Source organism: Pseudomonas sp. NPDC096950 (assembly GCF_044762525.1).
Taxonomy (GTDB): domain Bacteria; phylum Pseudomonadota; class Gammaproteobacteria; order Pseudomonadales; family Pseudomonadaceae; genus Aquipseudomonas.
In genome coordinates, this window is record NZ_JBIWEL010000007.1 from 75,766 (window position 1) to 100,103 (window position 24,338).

21 protein-coding genes are annotated in these 24,338 nt (G+C 61.1%); 9 read left to right on the forward strand and 12 right to left on the reverse strand.

What is annotated here, in order from left to right; genetic code table 11:
• Positions 1 to 4: 4 nt before the first annotated feature.
• From ACIQY3_RS13840 to ACIQY3_RS13850, 3 genes are all read right to left on the reverse strand, one after another.
• Positions 5 to 541: a spore coat U domain-containing protein gene (locus ACIQY3_RS13840; RefSeq protein WP_403020166.1), complete on the reverse strand. Its 537-nt coding sequence runs from the start codon at positions 539 to 541 to the stop codon at positions 5 to 7.
• A gap of 20 nt (positions 542 to 561) precedes the next feature.
• A complete protein-coding gene (locus ACIQY3_RS13845) occupies positions 562 to 1,086 on the reverse strand; it encodes a spore coat U domain-containing protein (protein WP_403020169.1) in 525 nt (174 codons plus the stop codon).
• Positions 1,087 to 1,193: 107 nt separating this feature from the next.
• Positions 1,194 to 1,688, reverse strand: coding sequence for a spore coat U domain-containing protein (locus ACIQY3_RS13850; RefSeq protein WP_403020483.1), 495 nt, complete (start codon positions 1,686 to 1,688; stop codon positions 1,194 to 1,196).
• Positions 1,689 to 2,006: 318 nt separating this feature from the next.
• Between ACIQY3_RS13850 and zapE the strand changes: the two genes are divergently transcribed.
• Both zapE and ACIQY3_RS13860 read left to right on the forward strand, forming a co-directional pair.
• A complete protein-coding gene (gene zapE, locus ACIQY3_RS13855; RefSeq protein WP_403020172.1) occupies positions 2,007 to 3,125 on the forward strand; it encodes a cell division protein ZapE in 1,119 nt (372 codons plus the stop codon).
• Between the two features lie 196 nt (positions 3,126 to 3,321).
• On the forward strand, positions 3,322 to 4,635 hold the full coding sequence (locus ACIQY3_RS13860; RefSeq protein ID WP_403020175.1) for a leucine-rich repeat-containing protein kinase family protein: 1,314 nt from the start codon (positions 3,322 to 3,324) through the stop codon (positions 4,633 to 4,635).
• A 148-nt stretch (positions 4,636 to 4,783) separates the two neighbouring features.
• Here the strand turns inward: ACIQY3_RS13860 and ACIQY3_RS13865 are convergent, their stop codons facing one another.
• Positions 4,784 to 5,491 carry a YebC/PmpR family DNA-binding transcriptional regulator gene (locus ACIQY3_RS13865; RefSeq protein ID WP_054053813.1) on the reverse strand — a complete coding sequence of 236 codons (708 nt, stop codon included), beginning with the start codon at positions 5,489 to 5,491 and terminating at the stop codon, positions 4,784 to 4,786.
• Positions 5,492 to 5,725: 234 nt separating this feature from the next.
• Between ACIQY3_RS13865 and ACIQY3_RS13870 the strand changes: the two genes are divergently transcribed.
• Entirely contained in the window at positions 5,726 to 7,120 is a 1,395-nt protein-coding gene (locus ACIQY3_RS13870) for a type VI secretion system Vgr family protein (RefSeq protein ID WP_403020180.1), read from the forward strand.
• 3 nt (positions 7,121 to 7,123) lie between these two features.
• Here the strand turns inward: ACIQY3_RS13870 and ACIQY3_RS13875 are convergent, their stop codons facing one another.
• The gene (locus ACIQY3_RS13875; protein WP_403020183.1) at positions 7,124 to 8,515 is read right to left on the reverse strand and encodes an FAD-dependent oxidoreductase; all 1,392 of its coding nucleotides are present in this window, start codon (positions 8,513 to 8,515) and stop codon (positions 7,124 to 7,126) included.
• Positions 8,516 to 8,525: 10 nt separating this feature from the next.
• Entirely contained in the window at positions 8,526 to 9,851 is a 1,326-nt protein-coding gene (locus ACIQY3_RS13880) for an MFS transporter (RefSeq protein WP_403020187.1), read from the reverse strand.
• 268 nt (positions 9,852 to 10,119) lie between these two features.
• Between ACIQY3_RS13880 and ACIQY3_RS13885 the strand changes: the two genes are divergently transcribed.
• Entirely contained in the window at positions 10,120 to 10,992 is an 873-nt protein-coding gene (locus ACIQY3_RS13885; RefSeq protein ID WP_290026365.1) for a LysR family transcriptional regulator, read from the forward strand.
• Positions 10,993 to 11,114: 122 nt separating this feature from the next.
• On the opposite strand, the gene ACIQY3_RS13890 is transcribed toward ACIQY3_RS13885, so the two are convergent.
• Complete coding sequence (locus ACIQY3_RS13890) at positions 11,115 to 11,978, reverse strand: LysR substrate-binding domain-containing protein (RefSeq protein WP_403020192.1); 864 nt, start codon at positions 11,976 to 11,978, stop codon at positions 11,115 to 11,117.
• A 109-nt stretch (positions 11,979 to 12,087) separates the two neighbouring features.
• Between ACIQY3_RS13890 and ACIQY3_RS13895 the strand changes: the two genes are divergently transcribed.
• The 3 genes from ACIQY3_RS13895 (at position 12,088) to ACIQY3_RS13905 (ending at position 14,985) form a co-directional block, all read left to right on the forward strand.
• Positions 12,088 to 13,197 (forward strand): 2-aminoethylphosphonate--pyruvate transaminase, encoded by a 1,110-nt coding sequence (locus ACIQY3_RS13895; protein WP_403020195.1) that lies wholly within the window; start codon positions 12,088 to 12,090, stop codon positions 13,195 to 13,197.
• Between the two features lie 153 nt (positions 13,198 to 13,350).
• Positions 13,351 to 14,178: a phosphonoacetaldehyde hydrolase gene (gene phnX / locus ACIQY3_RS13900; RefSeq protein ID WP_403020198.1), complete on the forward strand. Its 828-nt coding sequence runs from the start codon at positions 13,351 to 13,353 to the stop codon at positions 14,176 to 14,178.
• A 246-nt stretch (positions 14,179 to 14,424) separates the two neighbouring features.
• On the forward strand, positions 14,425 to 14,985 hold the full coding sequence (locus tag ACIQY3_RS13905) for a cytochrome b (protein ID WP_403020200.1): 561 nt from the start codon (positions 14,425 to 14,427) through the stop codon (positions 14,983 to 14,985).
• A gap of 122 nt (positions 14,986 to 15,107) precedes the next feature.
• Here ACIQY3_RS13905 and ACIQY3_RS13910 read toward each other — a convergent pair whose 3' ends face one another.
• Together ACIQY3_RS13910 and ACIQY3_RS13915 are read right to left on the reverse strand one after the other, a co-directional pair.
• Positions 15,108 to 16,025, reverse strand: coding sequence for a 1-aminocyclopropane-1-carboxylate deaminase/D-cysteine desulfhydrase (locus tag ACIQY3_RS13910; RefSeq protein ID WP_403020203.1), 918 nt, complete (start codon positions 16,023 to 16,025; stop codon positions 15,108 to 15,110).
• Positions 16,026 to 16,166: 141 nt separating this feature from the next.
• On the reverse strand, positions 16,167 to 18,206 hold the full coding sequence (locus tag ACIQY3_RS13915; protein ID WP_403020206.1) for an FAD-dependent oxidoreductase: 2,040 nt from the start codon (positions 18,204 to 18,206) through the stop codon (positions 16,167 to 16,169).
• Between the two features lie 210 nt (positions 18,207 to 18,416).
• On the opposite strand from ACIQY3_RS13915, the gene ACIQY3_RS13920 reads away from it, so the two are divergent.
• Entirely contained in the window at positions 18,417 to 19,547 is a 1,131-nt protein-coding gene (locus ACIQY3_RS13920) for a carbon-nitrogen hydrolase family protein (RefSeq protein ID WP_403020209.1), read from the forward strand.
• Positions 19,548 to 19,550: 3 nt separating this feature from the next.
• Entirely contained in the window at positions 19,551 to 20,591 is a 1,041-nt protein-coding gene (locus tag ACIQY3_RS13925) for an AraC family transcriptional regulator (RefSeq protein ID WP_403020212.1), read from the forward strand.
• A gap of 352 nt (positions 20,592 to 20,943) precedes the next feature.
• Here ACIQY3_RS13925 and ACIQY3_RS13930 read toward each other — a convergent pair whose 3' ends face one another.
• The 3 genes from ACIQY3_RS13930 to ACIQY3_RS13940 form a co-directional block, all read right to left on the reverse strand.
• Positions 20,944 to 21,765 carry a DUF2242 domain-containing protein gene (locus ACIQY3_RS13930; protein ID WP_403020215.1) on the reverse strand — a complete coding sequence of 274 codons (822 nt, stop codon included), beginning with the start codon at positions 21,763 to 21,765 and terminating at the stop codon, positions 20,944 to 20,946.
• Positions 21,766 to 21,992: 227 nt separating this feature from the next.
• The gene (locus ACIQY3_RS13935) at positions 21,993 to 23,864 is read right to left on the reverse strand and encodes a SurA N-terminal domain-containing protein (RefSeq protein WP_403020217.1); all 1,872 of its coding nucleotides are present in this window, start codon (positions 23,862 to 23,864) and stop codon (positions 21,993 to 21,995) included.
• Between the two features lie 233 nt (positions 23,865 to 24,097).
• The coding region (locus ACIQY3_RS13940) for an HU family DNA-binding protein (protein WP_403020220.1) at positions 24,098 to 24,338 on the reverse strand (241 nt) is incomplete at its 5' end.

The window sequence follows — 24,338 nt, forward strand, 5'->3', positions numbered from 1 at the left end:
CGCACTAGAACGTCAGTTCGACGGCGACGGTGTCGGAGTAGACCCCGGCCGGTAACCCGGCCTTGCCCACGGCCCGGCCGTAAATGTTGACGGTCTGCGCCACGCCGGTGCTGGCCGCGAGGTTGATCACCCCGTCGATGGCCAGGATCTGCGAGTGACCGGAATCGGTGTACAAGTCGTAGGGCACGAAGTTGCCGCTGCCATCGGCCAAGGCACGGGTGCCGCCAGTGGACAGTCCGTCATGACTGCCGGCCCGGACTTTCACCGTGGGGGTGGTGCCACTGGAGCACAGAATCGACAGCGCGCCGCCACCGCCACCCAAGACCTGGGCGTCAGCGGTGGTGAACAGGCTGTTGGCCGTGCCGAAGTTCAAGGCACCGAAGTTCAGACCGCTGGAACCACCGGCGCCGTTGACCTGACAACTGCTGATCAGGGTCAGGCTGGAGGTGATCTGGCCAGTGACCGTGGTGGCCGCGACGGCGCTGGACGCCAGCGTCAGGCCGAGCAATGACAAACCTATCCTTGATACGAGCATGTGCATGGTGTCCGTCCTCTACGGGTTTACCAATCGAGCGTCACCGTGAGGGTGTCGGTATAGACACCGGCCGGAACCGCGCGGGTATTCGCCACCACTGCGCCAAACACCGGGATCGGTATCTGGCCCGTGCTGGTGACAGCGAAATTGTGTTGTTGGCCGATGCTGTAGCTCTGGCTGCCAGAGGCATCGAGGAACAAGTGATAGGTGAGGGTCTGGCTGCCATTGCTCAGGCGCCGGGTGGTGCCGTCGCCATGGGCGCCGCCGTCGATGGTGACGGTGAACCCGGTGACCGAAGGGTTGCAGGCGACATTGAGTTTGCCCGCAGTGTTGTCGCTAAGGCTGGCCTTGATCGGGTTGGTCCAGGTCGGGCCTTGCTGGCCGAAATCCAGCCTGCCGACATCACTGACCGGGCTGGCGCCATTGGTCACTTCACACCCGGCGATGAGGGTCAGCCGCGCATTGATCTGCCCGCTGACCGCCGCTTGGGCGTCTTCGGCGAGCAATAGCAGTGCGCCCACGGCGATAACCATCCAGTGTCTGCTTGTCATCGTGCCAATCCCAATTCCCTCAGGACTTCGAAACCCGGACGTTCAACGAGGAACGTCCCCTTCCCTGCGCCACCCGACTCCGTCGGGGGCAAGTTGCACAGTTGCTGCTACCAGGTGACCGTTACTTTCACCAGGTCTGAATAACGGCTGACACGGGGAATCTCCGCCAGTCGTTCGATACGGGCATACAAGGGTAAATCCACGGAACCACTGTCCGGCACGCGGCCGCTCACCGGGACGTTCACCGCCAGCGGGATCAACCGCGCAGGGTCCTGATAGAGCCGATAAGGAATGGGTTTGCTGTGTTCGGCGGCACCCGCCATGTAGCGCACATCGCCGACGCCACCGTGCTGGCCGCCATCGACGCGTAATTGATAGGGCGTGTCGGGATTGCATTCCAGGCGTGGCAGACGTTCGCTCATCAGCGCGGCGCTCAAAGGGCCACCCGGATCGTCCAGCCGCGCGGTGCTGCCGAAATCCAGCACGCCCAGTTGCTCGACGCCGGCACTGCGTTGTTGCCCGACCAACTGACAGCCACGCTGTACATCGACGCGCACTTGCACCTGAAGTTCTGCCGCCAATGCCTGCGTGCCGAGCATCATGCCCAGGATTGCCAAAAACCAACGTCCGTTCACGGCCCCGTTCCTTGTGAGGGGTGACTCCTGAAAATCAGGGTAGCAACGCATCGGGAATTCGCCAGTCAGCCGGACGCATTGGATCCATCAAAAATGAGTGAATATGTATCGATTTGTTGGAAAAACGCCGACACACCTTCGGCAAATAAGCTGTACACGCCGCAGATTTCTGTCTCACTGCGCCATCACGATGTCAACACGAGTGGTAGGGCGATTCCCCATCTGGTTACACTACGCCGCCGCAGCTCGGTGAGCCGGCCTGAAGAACCCGGGGGTGACAGTATCGTGGCCATTCGACCGCCAATCCGTTCGCGACTTACACCGCGCTGGCCTGCCTTGCGGCGTTTACTCGGAAAGGCTGTTGCGCCGGCCAACGCCAGTCATCGGGTGATCCATGACTACTTCCAGCACAAGGCACTTGCCCAGGGCTACACCCTCAGCCACAGCCAGCAGCGCGTGATCGACTGCATGGCCCAACACGCCACGACGCTGTTGGGGACGCCGACGAAAACCCTGCCCGGCCTCTACCTGCACGGGGCTGTCGGGCGCGGCAAGAGTTGGCTGCTGGACGGCTTTTTCCAGGCCATCCCCCTCGCGCAAAAACAGCGCCTGCACTTTCATGAGTTTTTCGCGCAATTGCATCAGGGCATGTTCAAGCATCGCGAACTACCCGATGCCTTGGCGACGACGCTGGATGAGCTGCTGCAGGATTGCCGGGTGTTGTGTTTCGACGAGTTCCACGTCCACGACATCGGCGATGCAATGCTGATCACCCGGCTGTTCAAGGCCCTGTTCCGCCGGGGCATCCTGCTGCTGGTGACGTCCAATTACCCGCCGGAAGGCTTGCTGCCCAACCCGCTCTACCACGCGCGTTTCAAACCAGTGATCGACTTGATCAACACGCGCATGCAAGTCATGGAAGTCGGCGGCCCCCACGACTATAGAAGCCAGGCGCGAAGCCATATCCATCAGGTGTTTACACAGGGCCAATATGTCTGGCCGGCGACGCCGCATCAGCGCCAGCGATTGAACCTGCCGGAAAGCGCCGCCACCCTCGCGTTGCCCGTTGGCACCCGGCATCTGCCGGCGCGGTACTGCGAAGGACGCACCGTCGGTTTTACTTTCAGCGATTTGTGCGATCACCCCACGGCGGTGATGGATTACCTGGAACTGTGCCGGCGCTTCGATCACTGGATCATCGATGAATTGCCGAGCCTGGCCGGTTGTTCGATCGCGGCGCAACAGCGGTTTATCAACTTGATCGACGTTTTGTACGATCAGGACAAGCACCTGGTTCTGTTGGGGCAACGGTCGTTGCGCGAAAGCCTGGATGGGGATGCGATTGACCTGGCGCGGACGCGGAGTCGGTTGGGGCAGTTGGTGGAAGTCCGGGAGCCGGTTTGACCGATGACTTTCGGGGCGGCTACTGGCCTCTTCGCGAGCAAGCCCGCTCCCACAGGGGACTTGCGGCGTACATAAATCCAATGTGGGAGCGGGCTTGCTCGCGAAGGCGCCCTGACCGACACCACAACTTCCCGCTATCATGCAGCCCATTTCCAGGACCCCGCGTCCTCCCTCCCGATCAATAGCGAACCCGTTCATGAATACCCTTGCACAACTGCGGGCCGGCGAGCTGGCAGGCATCACTCGACTGGACCTGGCCTGCGGCCTCACGGAGTTCCCCCGGGAAATCTTCGACCTGGCGGATTCGCTGGAGATTCTCAACCTCAGCGGCAATGCCCTGAGCAGCCTGCCGGACGACCTGCACCGCCTGACCCGCTTGCGCATTGTGTTCTGCTCGGACAACCGGTTCACCGAGTTGCCGGCCTGCCTCGGCCAATGCACTGCGCTGAGCATGATTGGCTTCCGGGCCAACCGCATCGAACGGGTGTCGGGGGCCGCGCTGCCGCCGCTGTTGCGCTGGCTGATCCTGACCGACAACTGCATCAGCGAACTGCCGACCGAGCTGGGCGAGCGCCCGCTGATGCAAAAACTGATGTTGTCCGGCAATCACTTGCAGCACTTACCCAAGAGCATGGTGCAGCTCCATCGGCTGGAACTGCTGCGTCTCTCGGCCAATCGCTTTACCGAACTGCCCGAGTGGCTGCTGAACCTGCCGGCCCTGACCTGGCTGGCCTACGCCGGTAACCCGCTGGAAACCGAAGCCGATGCCACGGCCCTCGATGCCACGCCGAGCATCCCGTGGTCAGCGCTGCATCTGGAACAAAAACTCGGTGAAGGCGCTTCCGGTGTGATCCATCGCGCCACGTGGCAACGCGAGCAGCAGCCGGCCACCCAGGTCGCGGTGAAACTCTATAAAGGCGAAATGACCAGCGATGGCTCGCCGCTGCATGAAATGAACGCCTGCATCACCGCCGGGCTGCACCCCAATCTGATTCGCGTCGAAGGGCGCATCGTCGGACATCCGCAGGCCCAGGCCGGGCTGGTGATGCAACTGATTGACCCGAGTTACCGCAATCTCGCCGGGTTGCCGAGCCTGGATTCCTGCAGCCGTGATGTTTACGCCGATGACACCCGTTTCACGGCGACGGTGGCCTTGCGCATGGCCCGTGGCGTGGCATCGGCGGCGGAACATCTGCACCAGCAAGGCATCACCCACGGCGACCTCTACGCCCATAACATTTTGTGGAACGAGCACGGGGATTGTTTGCTGGGGGACTTTGGCGGGGCGTCGTTTCATGCCACGACGGACACGCTTGAAACCCGTGCACTGCAACGGATCGAAGTGCGGGCGTTCGGGGTGTTGCTGGGGGAATTGCTGGCTCGGATTGATTCGGGGTTGAGCGATGATGATCGGGTGGCGCTGGAGGATCTGGGGCGGCGCTGCTGTCAGGCTGATGTGCTGGCGCGGCCAGGGTTTAGCGAAATTGTGCGGGAACTGAATAACCGGTGACCGCTTCGCGGCCATTCGCGAGCAAGCCCGCTCCCACAGGGGATTTGTGTCGTACACAATATGTGTGACCAGTACAAATCCCCTGTGGGAGCGGGCTTGCTCGCGAAGACGGCCTGTCAGACAACAGAGCCGTCAATGCTTCAAATGCTTAACCCGCCAACCCGACAAACATATCCTGCACATCATCATGGTTATCGAGGCCTTCCAGGAACGCTTCGACTTCAGCCATTTGCTCATCGCTCAACCCGCTGACCGGGTTCTTCGGCTGGTAACCCAACTTGGCCGACAACACGGTGAACCCTTGCTCCGGCAGGGCTTTCTGCACCGCGTCGAGGTCCGTAGGTTCGGTCAGGAACAGGGTCGTGCCCTCTTCTTCCCCTGGCTCGAAATCCTGGGCGCCGGCTTCGATGGCGGCCATTTCCGGGTCGGCGTCAGGGCTGTCCGCGGACGCCTCGATCATGCCGACGTGGTTGAAGTCCCAGGCCACCGAACCGGAAGCGCCCAATTGGCCCTTGCGGAATGCCACGCGGATTTCCGCCACGGTGCGGTTGATGTTGTCGGTCACGCATTCAACGATCAACGGCACCTGATGCGGGGCGAAGCCTTCGTAGGTCACGCGATGGTATTGCACGGTTTCACCCAACAGGCCCGCGCCTTTCTTGATCGCGCGATCCAGGGTTTCCTTGGGCATCGAGGCTTTCTTGGCCTGCTCGACCACCAGGCGCAGGTGTGCGTTGGTGGCAGTATCGGCACCGTTACGCGCAGCAATGGTGATTTCTTTCACCAGTTTGCCGAAGATCTTACCCTTGGCGTTGGATGCCGCTTCTTTGTGTTTAACCTTCCACTGTGCGCCCATTACTCACTCTCTTGATCTGTGGCGCCGAGACATCTATTGGCCGACGCATGGCGGCAAGTTTATACGGCCTAAAGTTGGCAATCGACCAAAAATTCCATCCTGTTTAGCGACGTGACCTGTCGACATCTTCAACAGGGCTTGTAGGGCGATTCTGAAAAGTCGATTTGCGATGACTATTCAGGGCCGCGGTTTCGTACCCTCTGCGCCTCGTATTTCAAGGCAGAAGCCCACTCGATGCACAACGACAAGGAAAGTCCCTTCACCCTGACCCTCGTCGAGGCTGATTTGAGTTTGCAGGTGTTGCAGTTCAACGGCCGTGAGGGCCTCAACCAGCCCTATCGGTTCGACATCGAAGTGATCGGCCTGGCCCCGGCCATGAACTTCGACCGACTGCTGCAACAACCGGCCTATCTGAGCCTGGGTGACGATCGGGGTTTTCACGGCATTCTCCACAGCGCCAGCCGCGAGCATCGCGGTCCGCAGCGGATCGGCTACCGCCTGGTGCTGGTGCCGCATCTGCAAAACCTCGAACAACAACCTGTCCGCCGGGTGTTTCATCGCCTCAGCGTGCCGGCGATCCTGCGGCAATTATTCGAGGAACACGCCCTGCCCGAGCACAGCTACCGTTTTGAACTGGGCACCGGGCACTACCCGGTCCGGCCCTTTTGCATTCAGTACGAAGAAAGCGACCTGACCTTGCTGCATCGACTCTGCGAAGAAGAAGGCATCCACTATCACTTCGAACATCGCCACGACGGGCATGTGCTGGTGCTGGCCGATGACGGTCTGAGTTTCCCCCAGGAACCGGTGCTGACACCCTTCCACGACAATCCCCTCGACGAACCGGCGTTTGCCGCGATTCGCGAATTGTTCCAGCGCCATGATTCGCCGCTGATCCTTCCACATACGCAGGCTCAGGACAGAAGCGCCGGCGCGGCCAGTTTCGGTGCGGCGAATCATCCGCTGACCGGCAAACCGGCGATCAACAACCGTCTCGCGACCGGGCAATTGCACCGCGATCAGCGCAGCCGCCGAACGCTGGAACGGCTGCGCTGCCAGCAGCGGCAGGTCCACGGCCAAAGCGATGAGACCGGGTTGCTTAGCGGCCGGATCGTGCAAGTGGAGCAACACCCGGTGTCGAGTTTCAACGATCAATGGCTGCTGACCGACATACAGCATCAAGGGCAACAACCCTCGATCCTCGCGGACGAGCCGTTTGAAACGCCCGGCTATGGCAACCGGTTCAGCGCAACTCCCTGGTCAACGGTGTTCCGGCCCGCGCTCAAACACCCCAGGCCGAGCATCCCCGGCTATCAACCGGCGCGGGTGCTGGGTGAGTCGGGGCAACCGGCGGCGCTGGATGAACAGGGTCGGATACAGGTCGGCTTGTGGCCGGGCTCAGATGCCCAAGACTCTGTCGGTATCTGGCTGCCGGTGGCCGTGGGCGCGTCCGGGCTGCCTGCTGCCGGGAGTGAGGTGTTCGTCAGCTTTCTCGACAGTGACCCGGATCGCCCGGTTATTTGCGCCGGAGCCAGCGTTCAAAACGCACCACCGGCGCATACGCCAACATCACGCGGCGATACGCGTTTGTTGTTTGATTGGCTGGTCAATCGCCCGGACCTGCCCTGACGATCAGCCTTTATCCGCCTTCCCCGCCGCCGCCGCGAATTTCGCCAGGCGCACATCCAAATGCCGTGGCCGACGCCCGTGGTCTTCGGCGCGCTCCTTGCGCCGAATCGCATTGCGCACCATCAACGAGCCGAGATAACGAATCGGCTCCGGCGGGAAGTAACCCAGCGGCCCGTTGACCAGTGGCGAACGGGTCCACGGGTTGTCGAGGCCTTGCACCATCGAGGCGAGAATCTGCCCGCCCATGTGGCACGGCCCAACCCCGCTGCCGGAATAGCCGAAGCCATAAAACACGTTGCCGCTGGTGCTCATCTGGCCGAAGAACGGCAACCCGGTGACTGAACGATCCGAAGGACCGTTCCACGTGGCCTCGACCTTGACCTCGGCAAACGCCGGGAAGAAGTCCGCCAGGCTGTTGCGCAACAACCCGGCGTAAGGCGACGGCTGATCGAACACCGGCAGCATCCGCCCGCCGTAGGCAAAGGTGTTGCCACCCTTGCCGAGCATGATCCGGCCGTCCGGGGTGTTGTGGTAGTAGTGCACGAAAATTCGTGAATCGAGCACCGTGACGCCGCTGGTCAAACCGATTTCATTCAGCAGTTCCGGGCGTGGCTCGGTGATCAGCATGTCGCTGGAGACAATCGCCACGCTGCGTTCGAACTGCGGGAACGCCCGGGCCATCCAGGCGTTCATCGCCAACACCACCCGATCCGCGCGAATCGTGCCGTTCGGGGTTTCAATCCCCGCCGGTTTACCTTCCTCCAACCCGGTCATCGCGGTGTTTTCATGAATCCGCACACCGAGTTGCAGCGCCACCCGGCGCAAGCCACGCACCAGTTTGCCCGGTTGCACACTGGCTGCCGCCGGGGAAAACCAGCCTTCCAGGTGTTTACCGGAGCCGGCCATGCGCTGTACATCCGCCACGGGCCGTTGCGTGAACGAGTTGATGCCGTTGCGCTCCAGCGCCGCGATCACCGCGTCGGTCGAGCCGCATTGGGCGCGGTTGGTCGCGGTGTAGAGCGTGCCATCGAGGCGGTAATCGGCATCCACCCCGTACTGTTCGCAGAAGGTGCCGATCGCATAAATGCTGCGCTCCGACTCCTTGACCAACCGCACCGCTTCTTCGACGCCAAACAAACGTTCCAGGGTGAAGTACTTGGCCGACCACGACAGCGCGCAGCCACCGTTGCGCCCACTGGCGCCAGCACCGCAGATATCGGCCTCGATCAGCAACACATCGAGCTCGGGGTTTTGCTCCTTGAGCATGATCGCGGTCCACAGTCCGGTGTAGCCGCCGCCGACGATGCACACGTCGGCGCGGGTGTCGCCCGTCAGTGGCTCGCACGGCGCGCAGGACTCGGCCGCCAGCGCTTGGTCCAGCCAGAAAGGTCTCATGGGGTTTTCCTCAGGTACGCAGGGGTTTGATGGTCATCGGTTGGTTGGGCACGAAGGCGCAATCGAGACTCAGGCCAGCCGGGCGGCTGTTCCAGTGCGGGATCAGCACGAAGGCCGAGAACATCGCGCAACCGGCGAAGATGATGAACACGGTGACCGAGTCGAAATAGCCCGGCAGCAAGCCGCCGAGAATCGCCCCGACTGAGCCACAGCCGTTCACAAAACCCGCCGCCGTGGCGCCGGCCTTGGCGGTGCCGAAATCAATCGCCGCCGCGCCGCTGATCATCGAGTCCGGGCCGTACAGGGTCTGGCCCATCACGAACAACAACGCCACCACCAGCAACACGCTGCCGGTGTGCAAGGCGCCCATGAACAGCGCCAGGGAAACCGTCAGCGCCAACAGGCTGATCACACAGGCCGGCATGCGTCGGGCGCCGAACAGTTTGTCCGAGGCCAGGCCGATCATGATCGGCCCGAGCAGCCCGGCCAGTTCAAACGAGGTCGGAATGATCGCCGCGCCGACTTTGCCCACGGAGGGCATTTGTTCGAAAACAATCACCGGGCCCCACAACAGAATCGCGTAGCGCGCCGGTTTCAACAGGAAGTACGAGAGCCCCAGAACCAGCACGGTGCGGTTGCGCAGGATTTCCTTCAACGGCTCCCACACGCTGATTTTGCTTTGTGCGTAAGTCTCTTCGGCACTCAACTCCGGTTCCGGCTCCACGGCGGGCAAGCCGACGTCTTCCGGTTTGTTGCGCTGGAAAATAAAAAACAGCACGGCGACCAGCCCAACCACCGCCGCACTGGAAATGAATGCCGCATGCCAGGAGCCGATCAGCGTATACGCCCACCAACCGGCGAACGGCGACGCCACCAATCCGCCAAAGGCGTAGCAGGAACTCCACAACCCGAGCACCCGACCGCGCTGCTCAGCGGGAAAGAAACTGCCAAGGTTCTTGCACAGCCCCGACCATCCGGTGGACTGCGCCAAACCCTGAATAAGCATGCAGGTGGCGAAGATCGGCAGCGTGGCGAAACTGCCCATCACCAGTGCCGCCGCCGCAGAAATCAGCAAGCCGCCGAGCACCACCACCCGAGGGCCAAAGCGGTCGGCAAGAATGCCCCAGGTGAATTGGCCGATGGCGTAGGCCGTCAGATAGATCGCGTCGAGGTTGGCCATGGCCATTTTGTCGAGCATGAAGGTGGGATCTTCGGCGATCCCCAGTTTGGCCACGGAAAATGCTTTGCGGGTGAAATAGAAAGCGGCGTAAGCGAGCCAGGTGATGGCGAAAATCTGCACGCGCCAACGCTTGATGGTGCCGATGTGCTTGTTCATGGTGGTTCTGACCTCAGGGTGTGAGTGTGCCGGCAGAAATTGAGAAATAACGCCTGTTTTTTTATTGTTGAGCACTTCGATATCGCTGCTTCCCTGAGGCGATACCGGTCAGATGAGTCCTGCTGTTGCACCCGCAGGCTCATGGCACCCGAGGCTGTTCGACTGACCAGTCACCGGGGCTGAGGCCGATAAAAACAATTACTGATTAATAAGTGAAATCGATTTATCGTATTTCCAATATAAGCTCAGCTTGTTACTGGAGGTTTCGATGTCGGTGTCCCACGCCCAGCTCAAAGCCTTCCACGCCGTCGCCGTTCACGGAAGCTTCACCAAAGCCGCCGAGCGGCTATTCCTCACGCAACCAGCGATTTCCGACCAGGTGCGCAAACTCGAAGAACGCTTCGGTGTGTTGCTGTTTCACCGCAACAAACGCTCAGTACGCCTGACGGATTTGGGCGAGCGATTGTTGAGCATCACCCAGCGCTTGTTCGTCATCGAGGCCGAAGCCCAGGAGTTGTTGCAGGACTCCCGGGCGTTGCAAACCGGCAGCTTGATCCTCGCGGTGGACGCGCCGGTGCATGTGCTGCCGCAGATCGCGCGGTTTTGCGAGCGCTACCCCGGCATCAGCGTGAAGATCGAAACCGGCAACACCGACGAATCGCTGTTTCGGCTGTTCAACTATCAGGCGGATTTGGCGTTGCTGGGGCGGGAAGTCAGCGATGAACGATTGATCTCGTTGCCGCTGCGCAATGACCCGATGGTGGCGTTCGTCTCGCGCAATCATCCCTGGGCGGATCGTGAATCCATCTGCCTGGCAGACTTGGATGACACACCGTTGGTGCTGCGGGAGATTGGCTCGGTGACGCGCCAGACCCTGGAAGAAGAAATGGCCGGCGCCGGGTTTCGGATTCGCCCGGCGATTCAGGTGGAAGGCCGGGAAGCGGCGCGGGAAGCCGTGGTGGTGGGGATTGGTGTTGGCGTGGTTTCAGCGGCGGAGTTTGGTGCGGATTCGCGGGTGTGTGCGTTGCCGATTACCGACTGCAAGCGACGGCTGACGGAGACGCTAGTGTGCTTGCGCGAGCAGAGTTCGCGGCGGGTGGTGGCGACGTTTTTGGAGATGGTGCGCGAGAGTCTGGCGTAAGCAGGTCTGGCCTCTTCGCGGGCAAGCCACGCTCCCACAGGGGATTGATGCTGGCCACATATCCTGTGTCCGGCGCAAATCCCCTGTGGGAGCGGGCTTGCTCGCGAAGGCCGCACCTCGGTCTAACAGCCTGGCGCCAAATCAAAAAACGCCCGAATCAAGCGCAATTCCCGCCGCCGTTCCATGCACCCGATCATGTGCCGATTAACCAACCCCTCCCCCACAATCGGCACCGCCACCACCCGAGGGTCATGGCTGACTTCCACCGACGACACCACGCCAACGCCCAACTCCGCCGCAACGGCCTCAGTCACCGCCTCACGACTGTCCAGTTCCAGCAACACCCGCGGACTGACTTTCGCCTGACTGCACGCCTCGTCAAACGTGCGCCGGGTAATCGAACTCGGCTCGCGCAACACCATGATTACCTGGTCCAGTTCCTTAATCCGCACATCCTTCGAACGCTGCGCCCACGGATGCGCGGCCGGCACCAACGCGCAAATCCGTGATTCGCTCAGCGCTTGCAGATGCAGGCCTTTGCGCGGCTCGACTTCGGTCAACACCGCGACGTCGGCGTGTTCGGACAACAACGCCGCCAGGGTTTCCTGAGCATTGCCCAAACGCAGGTTCACAGTGATCCCCGGATAGCGCGCCCGCAGGCTGGCGAGCATCGGCATGACCATGTGCGGCCCGTCCGCCGCCACTTCGAGGCGCCCGGTCAGCAGCTGCCGGTTGGCCTCCAGCATCACCTGCGCCTCTTCGGCCAGGCCGAACATCGCCCGGGTAATCGCCGCCAGTTTGGTGCCCTCTTCCGTCAGCTCCACCCGTCGCGCGGTACGGCGTAACAGGGTGATTTGGTAGTGCTCCTCCAGCGCCTTGATGTGCCCGGTGACCGCCGGTTGGCTGATGAACAACCGCGCGGCGGCCCGGGTAAAGCTGCCCTCGCGGGCCACCGCGTCGAACGCACGGAGCTGGAACAGGTTCATGAATAACTCTCACTGATGGCTGGCATAACAATAAACAATTTGATTGATGCGACGGCAAATTGCAATTTAAGCCCCGTAGCTTCATCCCATCGATTGCGAGGACACGTGAATGAGTACTGCCGAACCCATCCTGCTCACCCCCGGCCCGTTGACGACTTCGGCCCGCACCCGCCAGGCGATGATGGTCGACTGGGGTTCATGGGATGACCGTTTCAATCAACTGACCGCCAGCCTCTGCGAACAACTGCTGGCGATCATCAACGGCGCCGGCACTCACCACTGCGTGCCCCTGCAAGGCAGCGGCACTTTCGCTGTCGAAGCGGCGATCGGCACGCTGGTGCCTCGCGACGGCAAAGTCCTGGTGCTGATCAACGGCGCCTACGGCAAGCGCCTGGCGAAGATCTGCGAAGTACTGGGCCGCCCGTTCAGCACCTTCGAAACCGCCGAAGACGAACCGACCACCGCCGCCGATGTGGATCGCCTGTTGCGGGCTGACCCGAGCATCACCCACATCGCGCTGATTCACTGCGAAACCAGCACCGGCATCCTCAACCCGCTGCCGGAGATTGCCCAGGTCATTGCGCAACACGGCAAACGCCTGATCATCGACGCCATGAGTTCCTTCGGCGCCCTGCCGATCGACGCGCAACAGGTGCCGTTCGACGCACTGATCGCCGCTTCGGGCAAATGCCTGGAAGGTGTGCCGGGGATGGGGTTTGTCTTCGCTCGCAAGGAATCCCTGGCGAATGCCGCCGGTAACTCGCACTCCCTGGCGATGGATTTGTTCGACCAGCACACCTACATGGCCAAGACCGGCCAATGGCGCTTCACCCCGCCGACCCACGTGGTCGCGGCGCTGCACGAAGCCCTACTGCAATACAACGAAGAAGGTGGCTTGCCGGCGCGGCATCAGCGCTACGCCGACAACTGCCGAGTGCTGCTGGAGGACATGGCCACACTGGGTTTGCGCAGCTTCCTGCCCGCCGCGATCCAGGCACCGATCATCGTCACCTTCCACGCACCGAAAGACCCGCGCTACCAGTTCAAGGAATTCTACGAACGGGTCAAGGCCAAGGGTTTCATCCTCTACCCCGGCAAATTGACCCAGGTCGAAACCTTCCGCGTCGGCTGCATCGGCCACGTCAACCAGGCCGAGATGCACGCGGCGGTGGCGGCGATTGCCGAGGTGTTGCAGGAAATGGAAGTCCTCGACATCTGAACCACACCGCAATCCCCCTGTGGGAGCGGGCTTGCTCGCGAAAGCGGTGCGTCATTTAGCAAAGATGTCGACTGACACGCCGCCTTCGCGAGCAAGCCCACTCCCACACAGAGCAGCCAACCCATTAGCCAGTTGCCACAGGACTTAATCACCATGAACTACAGCAACCCAACCAAACTCCAGGCCGCCATCCTCGACTGGGCCGGCACCGTGGTCGATTTCGGCTCGTTCGCGCCCACCCAGATTTTTGTCGAGGCCTTCGCTGAGTTCGACGTCCAGGTCTCCATCGAAGAAGCTCGCGGGCCGATGGGCATGGGCAAGTGGGACCACATCCGCACCCTGTGCGATCAGCCGCAAGTCGCCGAGCGTTATCGCAAGGCGTTCGGCCGCACGCCGACCGACGATGACGTCACCGCCATCTACAAACGCTTCATGCCGCTGCAAATCGAGAAAATCGCCGAGCACTCGGCGCTGATCCCCGGCGCCCTGGAAACCATCGCCAACCTGCGCCAGCAAGGCATCAAGATCGGTTCCTGCTCCGGTTACCCGAAACAGGTGATGGACAAGGTCGTGGAACTGGCCGCCACCAACGGTTACGTCGCCGATCACGTGGTCGCCACCGACGAAGTGCCGAATGGCCGTCCATGGCCGGCGCAGGCCCTGGCCAACGTAATTGCCCTGGGCATCGACGATGTCGCGGCGTGCGTGAAGATCGACGACACCGTGCCGGGCATCCTTGAAGGTCGCCGTGCCGGCATGTGGACCGTGGCGCTGATCTGCTCCGGCAATGCGTTGGGGCTGGATTACGCGGGTTATCAAGCCCTCGGCAGCGAGGAACTGGCCAGCGAGCGCAAGCGTATTCATGCCATGTTCGAAGGCTCGCGGCCGCACTACATGATCGACACCATCACCGATTTGCCCCAGGTGATCGCCGATATCAACAAGCGCCTGGCCAACGGCGAGATGCCGCAAACCAACTGATTCCCCGCCTACCCTGTGGGAGCGTGGCTTGCCCGCGAAGGCGTCCGAACATTCAACATCGAAGTTGATTGGTCAGACGCCTTCGCGAGCAAGCCACGCTCCCACACGCTTTTTTGTTGTCAATTACCTGAACCAGAGCATTGAACGGGCAAATCGCCTCAGGCAAATCCGCAAAACAGGATTACAGTTAAAGCACAGTGCCGCACAAGAACGGCGCTTTGAGCATTGACCTGTGGAGAGCCCCGTATGCCCTGGAAGAACTCCGACTCACGCTACAGCACGGTGTCGATCGCGTTGCACTGGCTGATGCTGGTGCTGCTGATTCTGGTTTACGCCTGCATTGAATTTCGCGGGATCTTTCCCAAAGGCAGTGGTGGCCGGGCGCTGATCACCGAATCGCACTTCATGTTGGGCCTGACGGTGTTTGTTCTGGTGTGGCTGCGGCTGTTCGCCCGCAGCCTGGGCCCGGCGCCGCAGATCTTCCCCGCTTCACCCCATTGGCAGACCACTTTGGCCAAGTTGATGCACTGGGTGCTGTACCTGTTCATGATCGCCATGCCGCTTCTCGGTTGGCTGGTCACCAGCGCCAAGGGCCATCAAGTGATGTTCTACGGGTTTGACCTGCCGTTGCTGGTGTCGGAAGACAAGATGCTGGCCAAGCGAATCCAGGGTTGGCATGAACTCGGCGGCACCATCGGCTATTGGCTGATCGGCCTGCATGCCGTGGCCGGGCTGTATCACCATTATGTGGTGGGGGATAACACGTTGTTGCGGATGATGCCGAAGCGGGTCAGTCGCAATACCTGAAACCAACGCAAAAACCCTTGTGGGAGCGGGCTTGCTCGCGAAGGCGTCGGGTCAGTCGGTACATGTGCTGACTGACACACCGCCTTCGCGAGCAAGCCCGCTCCCACATTGGATCTGTGGTGTCAGTTGAATCCGCGTCGGCCCTGCAAGCCGCCGGTGTGGATGAAGATCAGCCGCGTCCCCCTGAGAAATCTCCCCGCTTCGACTTGCTGCTTGAGCGCCAACAACGCCTTGCCGGTGTACAACGGCTCCAAAGGAATGCCACTGGCCTGTTCGGTCTGCTCGATAAATTCCAGCAACTGCGGATCGACCTTGGCAAACCCGCCACGACTGGCGTCGAACAGTTCATACGCCGGTTCCGCCAAGCCGCCCTCCCGCACAATCGCTTCAACCTGCTGCGCCACGCCGTGATCGTCGGGCACGGCCAACGCGCCGTAAACCGGATGCCCGCCCGCCTCGGCCAGCACCAGTCCGGCGAGTGTGGTGCCGGTTCCGCAGGCCAGCCACCAACCGTCGTAGTCGCTCCAGCCCAATCCCTTCAATTGCTCGCAGACCTGGTCCTTGAGCCGCATACAGCCCTGCGCCCCACGCAAACCGCCGCCCCCTTCCGGCACCGCTTGCAGCGTCGGGTATTGCTCCAGCCAGGGTTGCCAGAAATCCGGCTCATGCCGCGCGCGATAACCGGCGTAGCCGAGCCAGTGCAACTGCATGCCGAAGTCCTGCAAATCCCCCACGGTCGGGGTGTCTTGTGGATGACCGCGCAGCAGACCGACGGTTTTGAAACCCAGGCGTTTGCCCGCGGCGGCCAAGGCGTGCAGATGATTGGAGTGAGCGCCCCCGAGGCTGATGATGCCGTCGGCACCGGCTCGGTCGGCGGTGTTGAGGTGTTCGATGAGTTTGAACCACTTATTGCCGCTGATTAGCGGGTCGATCAGGTCCAGGCGCAGGATCGCGACTTCTATGCCGGCCGCTGTGAGCCAGTCGAGGTAAAGGGGGTTGAGCGGGGCCTGGGGTAGCCAGTCATTGGAAGGGAGAAGCATTGAGGCCGGCTCTGGGGAAAGAGCCGGTATTCTAGTCGCTCATAGGCAGCCTTCGCGAGCAAGCCTGCTCCCACAGAGGAATGCGGTCACCTGTGGGAGCGGGCTTGCTCGCGAAAGCCATTGGCACGCTTGGCCTGCCTGTTACAACTCAGCCGCCAAGCGCGACCCTTGATTGATCGCCCGCTTCGCATCCAGCTCCGCCGCCACGTCCGCGCCGCCGATCAAATGCACGCTCTGCCCCGCCGCGACCAGACCCTCCTGCAACTCACGCAGCGGGTCCTGCCCGGCGCAGATCACGATGTTGTCCACCGCCAGCACTTGCGGCTCGCCGGTTTCGCCGATGCGGATGTGCAGGCCTTCGTCGTCGATCTTCAGGTATTCGACGCTGTTGAGCATCTGCACCTTTTTATTCTTCAGACCGGTGCGGTGAATCCACCCGGTGGTCTTGCCCAGGCCATCGCCGACCTTGGAGGTCTTGCGTTGCAGCAGGAACACTTCGCGGGCCGGTGCATGGACCTCGGCCTTGATGCCGGCCACACCGCCGCGAGCCTCAAGGTGCGTATCGATGCCCCACTCTTTCCAGAACGCCGCGCGGTCCAGGCTGGTGGCCACGCCTTCGTGAACCAGGAACTCCGAGACGTCGAAACCGATACCGCCAGCGCCGATCACCGCTACGCGTTTACCGACGGGTTTGCGCTCCAGAATCACGTCCAGGTAACTCAACACCTTGGCGTTCTCGACACCCGGAATCGCCGGGGTGCGCGGCGCGATGCCGGTGGCGAGGATGATTTCGTCGTAACCGCCGGCCACCAGTTGCGCCACATCGACGCGGGTGTTCAGGCAGACCTCGACGTTGGTGGTCTGCAACTTGCGGTTGAAGTAGCGCAGGGTTTCGAAGAACTCTTCTTTGCCCGGCACACGCTTGGCGATGTTGAACTGGCCGCCGATTTCGCTGGCCGAATCGAACAGCGTCACCGAATGCCCGCGTTCGGCGGCCACGGTGGCAGCGGACAGACCCGCAGGCCCGGCACCCACCACGGCGATTTTCTTGATCTGTTGCACCGGCAAATAGTTGAGCTCGGTTTCATGGCAGGCCCGCGGGTTGACCAGGCAACTGGTCAACTTGCCGCCGAAGGTGTGATCGAGACAAGCCTGGTTGCAGCCAATGCAGGTGTTGATTTCATCGGCACGCCCCGCAGCAGCCTTGTTGACGAAATCCGAATCGGCGAGGAATGGCCGCGCCATCGAGACCATGTCGGCATCGCCTTCGGCGAGGATTTGCTCGGCGATTTCCGGGGTGTTGATGCGGTTGGTGGTGATCAGCGGAATGCTCACCGAACCGCGCAGCTTGGCCGTGACCTTGCTGAACGCCGCACGCGGCACTTTGGTGGCGATGGTCGGAATCCGCGCTTCGTGCCAGCCGATGCCGGTGTTGATGATCGTCGCGCCGGCCTTTTCGATGGCTTTGGCCAGGGTGACGATTTCTTCCCAGCTGCTGCCGCCTTCAACGAGGTCGAGCATCGACAGACGGAAAATAATGATGAAGTTCGGCCCCACCGCTTCACGCACTCGACGCACGATTTCCACCGGCAGGCGCATGCGGTTTTCGTAGCTGCCGCCCCAACGGTCGGTGCGGTGGTTGGTGTGGGCCGCGAGGAACTGGTTAATGAAATAACCTTCGGAACCCATGATCTCGACGCCGTCGTACTCGGCGGTTTGCGCCAGTACCGAACAGGTGACGAAATCGCTGATCTGCTTCTCGATGCCTTCCTCGTCCAGCTCTTTCGGCTTGAACGGGTTGATCGGCGCCTGGATCGCGCTCGGCGCTACTTGTTTCGGGCTGTAGGCATAACGACCGGCGTGGAGAATCTGCATGCAGATCTTGCCGCCCGCCTCGTGCACCGCGCGGGTGACGATCTGGTGCTTGAGCGCTTCTGCCTCGGTGGTCAGCTTGGCTGCGCCGGAATACACGCCGCCCTCATCGTTCGGGCCGATACCGCCGGTGACCATCAGGCCAACACCTCCGCGAGCACGCTCGGCAAAGTACGCCGCCATGCGCTCGAAACCGCCGGGTTTTTCCTCCAGGCCGGTGTGCATCGAACCCATCAGGGTGCGGTTGCGCAGCGTGGTAAAACCCAGGTCCAGCGGGGCCAACAGGTGCGGGTAATGAGCGGCGGCCATCGGTAACTCCACATCGAGCGATCACGGAAAAAGTGCAGGAGCTCTTCGGCCCCCGTCAGTCATGTGCCACAGACTAAGAGTCGCACCGCTGTCACTCAATGACCCAAACTGACAACTTATTGATCCAAATGCGCAGCGCCCCTTGGCAAGCGCCAACGAGCGCCCTACCCTAGTCAACGAATCCTGCACACGGCTGTTGACTGCTTTCCCATGCGCAAACTTCTGTACCTGACCTTTTCCATGGCGCTGGTCGCCGCTCTTACGACCTACGCCATGTGGGCCGCGGACCGTCCGGTGGGTCATTACCTGTCGGACCTGCGGATCAATCTGGCCGTGGATCAAGGCACCCCGGCCGATCGCGGCAACCTGCTGGGCATCCAGCCCGAGCTGTTCCCCACCGACTACCAAAGCCCCGAGCGCCTGCACCGCAAGCTCGCGGCTTATCTGCAAAAGGCCCAGGACCAGGGCCTGCTGAACGAGAAAACCATCGTCGTGCTGCCGGAACATGTCGGCACCTGGCTGATGGTCAGCGGCGAGAAAGATGAGCTGTACCAGGCCAGCACTCTCAAGGAAGCGATGAACTGGCTGGCGGCGAGCAATCCGTTGCAGTTCGTCCGCGCCCTGATCAGCGCCACGGGCACCAATCGTCTTGATGACGCTCACCTGCGCATGAAAGCCAAAGGCATGGCCAAGGATTACCAGGCGTTGTTCGGGGGGCTGGCGAAAGAATTCCACATCACGCTGGTGGCCGGTTCCATCGTGTTGCCTGAGCCCAGCGTCATCGATGGCAACCTGAAAATCGGTCACGGCGCCTTGTACAACAGCAGCGTAGTGTTCGGTCGCGACGGTTTGCCGATTGGCCAGCCGCAACGCCAGATGCACCCGATCTTCGATGAACAGGGCACCCTTGCCGCCAACACCGAGCACACGGTCAATGTGATCGACACCCCGGCCGGGCGCCTGGGGATCCTGATCGGCAGCGATAGCTGGTACCCGGACAACTACCGCAAGCTCGACGAACAGGGTGCGCAACTGGTGGCGGTGCCGGCATTCGTGGTCGGGCACGGCACGTGGGACAAACCGTGGCGCGGTTATAAAGGTGCGTCGACACCCGGCTCCGTCAGCCTCAAGGCCGGCGAACTCAGCGAAGGCCAGGCCTGGCATCGTCTGACCCTGATCGCCCAGCCTCCCAGCAGCCAGGCCATCGCGGGAATGAGCGTGTTCCTGCGCGGGCAGTTCTGGGACAAGGGCAGCGCCGGACAGAGTTTTCTCAGCAGCAATGGTCAGCACTCCGCCGACGGCGATACCCGTGGCGCACGCTTGCTGAACCTCTGGTTGTAAACAATGAAGCCGCAGCCGATGCGCCTCGGGGATTTGTCGGTGGGCTTCGTGCACAGCCTGGCCGATGCCGTGCGCAGCCATGGCGCCGATCCTCAACCCTTGCTCGATCAGTACGGCCTCGACGCCGCTCGCCTCGGTGAAGCCTGCGCGCGGTTGTCGATCCCGCGCTACATGCGCTTGGGCCACGGCGCGATTCAACTGACCGGCGATCCGGCGCTGGGCTTGCGCATGGGTCAGCTCAGTCGTTTGAGTCAGGCCGGTCTGGCTGGTGTCACCGCCGCCCAGGCGCCGACAGTGCGGGAAGCGGCGCGCTGCCTGATTCGCTTCGAAGCCTTGTACGGTTCCAACTATCGCGGCCAGTCGAGCTTTCACGAAGACGCCAAAGGTGCGTGGCTGCGGTTCTATTCCATCAGCCCTTACAACGCCTACAACCGTTTTGTGGTGGACTCGATCATCGCGGGCTGGTTGCAGCAATTGTCCAGCTTGAGCCCTGCCTCGCTGCGCGCCGAACGCATCGAGATCGAATTCGACGAACCGGATTATCGCGATGCCTACAATGTGTTGGGCGACGGCCCAATCCAGTTTGGCGCCGAGCACAATCAACTGCGCCTGAGCCTGGCCAGCCTCGCCCAGCGCAACCCGCAGCATTGCCCGAGTACCTGGAAGCACCTGCTGCAATTGTGTGAACGGGAGTTGGAACAGCTGACACGCACCCGCAGCCTGCGTGAACGGGTCACTCAGTTGCTGGGGCCGTTGCTCAATGGCGGCCGGGAACCCGACCTGGAAGAAGTGGCGGCACGCCTGAAGCTGCCAACCTGGACCTTGCGTCGCAAACTCGCCGAGGAAGGCACGCAGTTCCGTGCAATTCTCAACGACACTCGCCGCGACCTGGCCATGACCTACATTCGCGATACCGAACTGGCGTTCGGGGAAATCGCCTATCTGCTGGGCTTTGCCTCAGCCGAAGCCTTTCAACGGGCCTTCAAGCGCTGGAACGGCCAGACACCCGGCGAGTATCGCCGCAGTCATCGCCACTCCGCGTGAAGGCTTAAAGCTCGGTAGCGTCTTCGGCAGGTTCCAGCGGATCCAGTTCAAACGCCGAATACTCGAGCAACTCTTCTTGATAATCGTCCATTGTGATGTTCCCCCTGTCACTCATTGAAAATGGCCTGATCAAGTGACCAGCGCCTTGAGCATAAAGTGCCCGCGTGAAAGAAAAATGACGTTCACACGACACTCTTCCGCTACTGAATAAAACGTAGCAGGTGGCCAGGAATTTATCACAGGATTTTTTCGATACAGGTCGTAGGAAAAGGGCCTGGTTTGACGTGGGTCAAGCTTGATGGCCATTACGGGATACGTGTCGTCTGACACGCTCCCGTAACGCCCGGATCGCTTACTGGGCCGGGATGGGCTCGCTTGGGGGCAGCATGTTATCCGGATGCGTCGGCGGCGTGATGGTCTCGGCGGCTGGCGCCGGTTCGGACGATTCAGCAGGAGCAATCGGTGCCGCTTCCGGCGGCGGTGCAACCGGCTCCGAGCTGACTGGAGCCGCTTCAGCAGGTGCCGGCGCCGCTACAGGTTCTGCGGCGGGTGCCGGTGTTGGCGCCAGTGCGGCCGGGGCAGCCTTGGCTTCAGGCACACCCAGGTCGGTTTTCGGCTTCTCGACAATGTGCGCCGCTTTCTTCGCTTCCGCCGGCAGGAACAACTCAACCAGGGTAAAGAAACGCTCGTAGAACTTGGCCGAGGACACGGTTTCGCTGGCGACCTTGACCATCGAGTCATCGGACGAGCCGATCGGCATCGAGACCGAACCCAACACGCCGACACCGAGGCTGGCAGAGTTGTTGGTCTTCTTCAGCGCGTAGCGATCCTGCAAGGCGTTGGCAAACATGGTCGCGTGGTGCCCTTCGGAGCCATCATCGGCACAGACCACACTGAAGCTGATCTCCATGTGGGTCTCGCCGGTTTGCTGGAAACTCTTGTGACCGCTGACCAGTTTCGGATCGCTGCTGGTGATGATGTAGCCCTGGCTCAGCAACGCACGACGGGCGGCTTCACAGGTCTGGGCATCGGTTACCGGGTAGCTGCGTGAAAATGTTCCGGAGTCGTCGAAGTTCTCATGCTCATAGATGGCGGCTTTTTTCGACGAACAACCGGCAGCAACGGCCAGCACCAGGGCCAGCCCTACAACACGCATGGGAATTGATCTAAACATTGAACATCCTGAGAGAAAACAGTCCGGGGCGTATTGTGCAACAGATCGTTGCTTAGGTGCGCATCGATTAGTGTCTTAAAACGGTTACAGGTGTGTTGACCGTCATATGCGGGAAAAGTCGCATATCTTCGTGAATTACCGATGGGCAGAGCAATCTTTTGCTCCACCCACAAAAAACCCCGGCCTTTCGACCGGGGTTCTTGTGTAGCGCGAAACTCAATCAGCCATCAATAACGCTTGATGTCAGCCTCGCCTTCCAACTGCTTGCGGTAGGCCGCAAAGTCTTGCTGGCCAATGCGCGATGCGAGGAAGCGACGGTATTGAGCTTTCTCTTCATCGGTCGGCGCCGCGGCTTCGTTCACGCCGTTCAAGCGCACGATCACCAGGCTACCGTCGGCCAGGGTCACGCTGCTGAACGTCGGCTTGTCCTTGGCGGCAGGCTTGGGCATGCGGAACAGTGCTTGCAGCACGGTTGGGTCAACCCCTTCCTGCGCGCGAGTGGCGGCCGCGGTAACTTTCCAGTTCTGGCCGTCAATCGCCTTGTCCAGCGGAGTCTTGCCATCGCGCAGGCTGGCGATCAACTCATCAGCCTTGGTCTTGGCAGCAGCACTCGCGTGCTCCTTGGCCAATTGCGTACGGATACTGGCGGCAACGCTTTCGAGCGGTAATTGCGAAGGCTTCAAGTGCTCCTTGGCGCGCAACACGATCACGGTTTCCGGATCGAGCTCGATGGCGGTGCTGTTGGCACCTTCATCCAGCACTTCAGGACTGAACGCGGCAGTGACCACGGCACGGTTGGCCGCAACACCTTCGCCACCCTCACGGCCGAACGGCGCGGAAGTGTGAACGGTCAGCTTCAAGTCCTGTGCTGGCTGGGCCAGGTCGGAGGCTTCGAACGACGAATCTTCCAGTTGCTTGGTCGCCTCGACAAAACGCTGCTCGACCTGCTGGGTTTTCGCCTCACGGGTCAGCTTGGCTTTGAGGCTGGCAAACGTCGGAACTTCCGGCGCTTCAACACCCAACAGCTTGATCAGGTGGAAACCGAAGTCAGTGCGGATTGGCTCCGACACTTGATCCTTGGTCAACGAATACAGGGCTTTTTCAAACGCTGGATCGTAGACACCAGGACCGGCGTAACCGAGGTCACCGCCGTTGTTCGCCGAACCCGGATCCTGGGAGAATTCCTTGGCCAACGCCTCGAACTTCTCGCCTTTGGCCAGGCGCGCCTGCACTTCTTCGATCTTGGCCTTGGCTTGCGCCTCGGTCACCTTGTCGTTCACTTCGATCAGAATGTGCGCAGCCCGGCGTTGTTCGGCCAGGTTGGCGGTTTCTTTCTGATACGCCGCTTGCAGGTCTTCGTCCTTGACGGCGACCTGATCAAAGAAGGAAGACTTCTTCAATTCCAGGTAGTCGATGACCACCTGATCCGGCGTCATGAATTCCTTGGCGTGTTCGTCGTAGTAAGCCTTGACCTCATCGTCGGTCAGTTTCACTGCCGCCGGATCAGCCTTGACGTTCAGGGTCGCGAAATCGCGGGTCTGTTTTTCCAGACGGGCGAAGGCCAGAACCTGAGCATCGGTGACAAAACCGCTGCCGGCCAGGCCAGCACGCAGCTGACCGATCAGCATTTCCTGAGCCAGCATCTGGCGGAATTGCATACGGCTATAGCCCAGCTGACGGATCACCTGGTCGAAACGCTCGGGGCTGAACTTGCCGTCAACCTGGAATTCAGGCGTCTGCAGGATCACCTGGTCCAAAGCGGCTTCGGAGAAAGCGAATTTCGATTTTTCTGCGCCTTGCAGCAACAGTTTGCGATCGATCAGGCCTTTGAGGGCCGATTCGCGCAGCATTTTTTCGTCAAGCAAGGAGGCGTCGAAATCCTTGCCCAGCTGTTGCATCAGCTGACGGCGTTGCATATCGACGGCCTGGCTCAGCTCGTTCTGGCTGATTTCTTCGCCGTTGACCTTGGCCGCATCATTGCTGTGCGTCGTGGCCTTGAAAATAGCGTCGAAACCGGTCAAAGCCATCAATGCAACGATGACCCCGATAATGGTCTTGGCAATCCAGCCTTGTGAATTGTCCCTGATATTCTGCAGCATGCGTCCCCCAGAAACGGTTGAACTTCAAAATTAGGCAACCGTGGAGCGTGGGTAGAATCCGGATAGAAGAAAGGCGCATCCGGGGATGCGCCTTCTCGTAACTGGCGGAGCGGACCGAGGGTTCGAACTTGCGACCCTCGGTGTCTCAGATCAACGACTTGTTGGCTGGACTACCGCTCCGCTGCCAGGTCAGGCATGACCCCGACCCGGATAGGCAAAAACCTGAATCAAACTTAGTTGACAGCTTCTTTCAGTGCTTTACCGGCTTTGAAACCTGGTTTTTTGGCTGCAGCGATTTCCAGTGTCTTACCAGTCTGTGGGTTACGACCGATGCGAGCTGGACGATCAGTCACGGAGAACGTACCGAAACCAACCAGAACAACGGAGTCGCCAGCCTTGAGAGCGCCAGTGACGGATTCGATTACAGCGTCCAGCGCCCGGCGAGCAGCAGCGGTCGGGTGATCAGGGGAAGCA